Here is a 3,156-nt window from a genome sequence, read left to right as displayed (position 1 = left end):
AAAGCGGATGTCGCGGTGCAGGCGGTCGCTAAGGATCGCCGCCACGCGCGCGGGGTAACGTGCCGCCAACGGCAGCAACAACTGCCCCAGCGCCATCGTCACGGCGGCAAGGATCAACACACCGGCGACAAGGCCGATGATGGCGAAGCGCAGCCGGCGCCAGCGGTGCTGCCAGGGGTGGGTCACCGACGGCACGCCACGGCGCGCGGTCGGTCAGAGCAAGACCACATCGAACTGTTCCTGCGAATAATGTTCTTCGGCCTGGAAGCGTATGCTTTTGGAGATGAACTCCTCCAGTTCGGCCACGGCAGCGGACTCCTCCTCGAGGATCCGGCCCACCACCTTGGGACTGGCCATCACCAGCAGTTTCTCGGCATTGAACTGGCGCACGGCCCGGGTAATTTCCCGGAAGATTTCATAGGTGACGGTTTCGGCGGTCTTCAGCGTGCCCCTGCCGCTGCAGGCAGGGCACGGTTCGCACAACTGCCGTTCGAGGCTCTCGGTGGTGCGCTTGCGCGTCATTTCCACCAGCCCCAGCGCCGACATCGGGTACACGGTGGTCTTGGCGTGGTCGCGCGCAAGGCCTTTCTCGAGCATGCGCAGCACCTGGCGCTTGTGTTCGTCGTCGATCATGTCGATGAAATCGATGATGATGATGCCGCCCAGGTTGCGCAGCCGCAGTTGCCGCGAGGCAGCCTGCGCTGCCTCCAGGTTCGTGCGGTAGACCGTTTCCTCCAGGTTGCGAGTGCCAACGTAACCGCCGGTGTTGACATCGATGGTGGTCATCGCCTCGGTCTGGTCGACGATCAGGTACCCGCCGGATTTGAGCGGCACTTCCTTGCGCAGCGCGCGCTGGATTTCGTCCTCGACGCCGTAGAGGTCGAAGATCGGCCGTTCGCCTGAGTAGTGTTCGATGCGGTCGTCGAGCACCGGCATGAACTTGTGCACGAACCTTGCGACCTTCTCGAACGTTTCGCGCGAATCCACCCGCACTTTCTCGATGCCGTCGTTGAGCGAATCGCGCAATGCGCGAAGCGGCAGGGAGAGTTCCTCGTAGACGCGCTCGCCGACCTTCGCCTTGACGATGTTTTCCTGCACGACGCGCCAGACCTTGCCAAGATAGGTGACATCGAAGGCGAGCGATTCTTCCGATTGTCCCTCCGCATTGGTGCGCACGATGTAGCCGAGCGGTTTTTCCCCCAGCAGGGGAGTAAGGACATCCTTCAGGCGCTGGCGTTCGGATTCGTCCTCGATGCGCACCGACACACCCAGGGTACGGGCCTGCGGCAGCAGCACCAGGTAGCGGGAGGGGATGGAAAGGTGCGTGGACAGGCGCGCGCCCTTGGTGCCTATCGGATCCTTGACCACCTGGACCACGATTTCCTGGCCCTCGTGCACCAGTTCGCTGATGCTGGGGGTGGGGCCACCGTTGCCGTTGGCTTCGCCCTCGCCACCAGGCGGGTGCGGCCTGACGATGTCCGAGGCGTGCAGGAACGCGGCCCGGTCCAGGCCGATCTCCACGAACACCGCCTGCATGCCCGGCATGACCCGTTGCACCCTGCCCTTGTAGACATTGCCCACATAGCCGCGTTTGAGCGCACGCTCGACGTGGACCTCCTGCAGCATGCCGTTCTCGACCACGGCCACGCGGGTTTCGCGGGGGGTGACGTTGATCAGGATTTCTTCACTCACCGCTGGATCCTTCTTTGATCCATCTTTATAGCTGCTGGATCAAGAACCTGTCGATGCAGTAATGCCAACCCTGCTGCGATGGGCCGCACATCGGTTATTGTCGGCGCCCATGAAGCTTCTCCTGGTCGAGGATTCGGACCGCCTCCGCGGCACCTTGTCGCGGGGCCTGGCGGCTGCCGGGTTCACAGTGGACACCGCCGCCGACGGCGTGGAGGCGTTGTCGTTCCTGGCTGCCTACGAATACGAACTCATCGTGCTCGACCTCATGCTGCCCCGCCTGGATGGCCTTGGGGTGCTTAAGGAATTGCCCCGCGGCGGCCAGCGGCCGGGGGTGATCGTGCTGTCCGCCCGGGACGCCGTGGGCGACCGCATCCAGGCCCTGGACACCGGTGCCGACGATTACCTGGTGAAGCCGTTTTCCTTCGACGAGCTGCTGGCCCGCCTGCATGCACTCGCCCGGCGTCCCCGCGAAGCCCAGCCGGCCACGCTGACGCTGGGCGGCCTCAGCCTCGATCCACGGGCCCGCGAAGCCCGCGTCGACGACCAGGTGCTGGCCCTCACCCCGCGTGAATTCGGCATCCTCTCGCTTCTCCTGCGGCACCGCGGGCGCGCCTTCAGCCGGGTGGAGATCCTCGAACGCACGGCCGGTAGCGACACCGGCACCTCCGATCGCAGCGTGGAGGTAATGGTATTCGGCCTGCGCCGGAAGCTCGCCGCGGCCGGCCTGCCCCTGCTGATCGAAACCCGCCGCGGCGCCGGGTACATCATCCCGTGAGCCGGCCAGCATCGTTGGCGTGGCGGCTGACCGCGCCACTGGCGCTGGCAGTACTGCTGGCGATGGGCGCCGTGGCCCTGTTCATGGATCACCAGGTGGACAGCGAGCTCGATGCCCGCTTCCGCGATGCCCTGCTGGCCCAGGCCAAGGCCCTGACCACGGTGGTGGAGTTCGAGGAAGGCCGCCTGGTGGCGTCTTCCAGTGGCATCCAACCGTCGCTGCTGGGCGGCGATGCGCCCATTTCATACGAACTGCGCTGCGAGGGGCGTGCGACCACGCGCAGCGAACCGCCGCCGCCCGCGCCACCTGGATGGCCTGGACAGGCCACCACCACGCCCCGTTTCGACGAACTGGACGACGCCGGCGGCACGCAGACAGTAATGTTTCGTTTCGACGCTCCCTACCTGGCCGCCCGGGGGGTCGCCGCGCAGCCGCCCCGGACCTGCTGGCTGCTGGTCAGCCGCCCCCGGCACGACATGGACCAGCTACTGCTGACCATGGACTGGATCTTGGCCCTGGGGCCGGTGGCGGCTTCCCTGGCCATGTTGCTGGCGGTGCCCTGGCTGGTGCGCCGGGGACTGACCCCGCTGCGCACGCTGGCCGAACGCATGCGTGGCATCGGCCCGCAGGCGCCAGCAAGCCGCCTGCCCGGAGCGGGGGTAAAAGAGCTCGAACCCCTCGTGGCCCGC

4 protein-coding genes are annotated in these 3,156 nt (G+C 66.3%); 2 read left to right on the top strand and 2 right to left on the bottom strand.

Going from position 1 to position 3,156, the window contains the following annotated elements:
• Both VK519_RS14250 and rng read right to left on the bottom strand, forming a co-directional pair.
• Positions 1 to 186: hypothetical protein (locus VK519_RS14250; RefSeq protein WP_324350825.1), on the bottom strand; the 186-nt coding region annotated here is incomplete at its 3' end.
• Between the two features lie 27 nt (positions 187 to 213).
• Complete coding sequence (gene rng, locus VK519_RS14245; protein WP_324350823.1) at positions 214 to 1,692, bottom strand: ribonuclease G; 1,479 nt, start codon at positions 1,690 to 1,692, stop codon at positions 214 to 216.
• A gap of 109 nt (positions 1,693 to 1,801) precedes the next feature.
• Here rng and VK519_RS14240 point away from each other — a divergent pair, with 109 nt between their 5' ends.
• Positions 1,802 to 2,467 (top strand): response regulator transcription factor, encoded by a 666-nt coding sequence (locus tag VK519_RS14240; protein ID WP_324350822.1) that lies wholly within the window; start codon positions 1,802 to 1,804, stop codon positions 2,465 to 2,467.
• A partial coding sequence (locus VK519_RS14235) for a hypothetical protein (protein ID WP_324350821.1) occupies positions 2,464 to 3,156 on the top strand: 693 nt, incomplete at its 3' end. The genes VK519_RS14240 and VK519_RS14235, both read left to right, overlap by 4 nt.

The organism is Pinirhizobacter sp. (genome assembly GCF_035317885.1).
Classification (GTDB): domain Bacteria; phylum Pseudomonadota; class Gammaproteobacteria; order Xanthomonadales; family Rhodanobacteraceae; genus Pinirhizobacter.
This window is presented reverse-complemented; position numbering and strand designations above follow the sequence as displayed.

Bases quoted from the DNA above. Each gene is read 5' to 3' on its own strand.
- VK519_RS14240 (WP_324350822.1), top strand. From the start codon at position 1,802: ATGAAGCTTCTCCTGGTCGAGGATTCGGACCGCCTCCGCGGCACCTTG.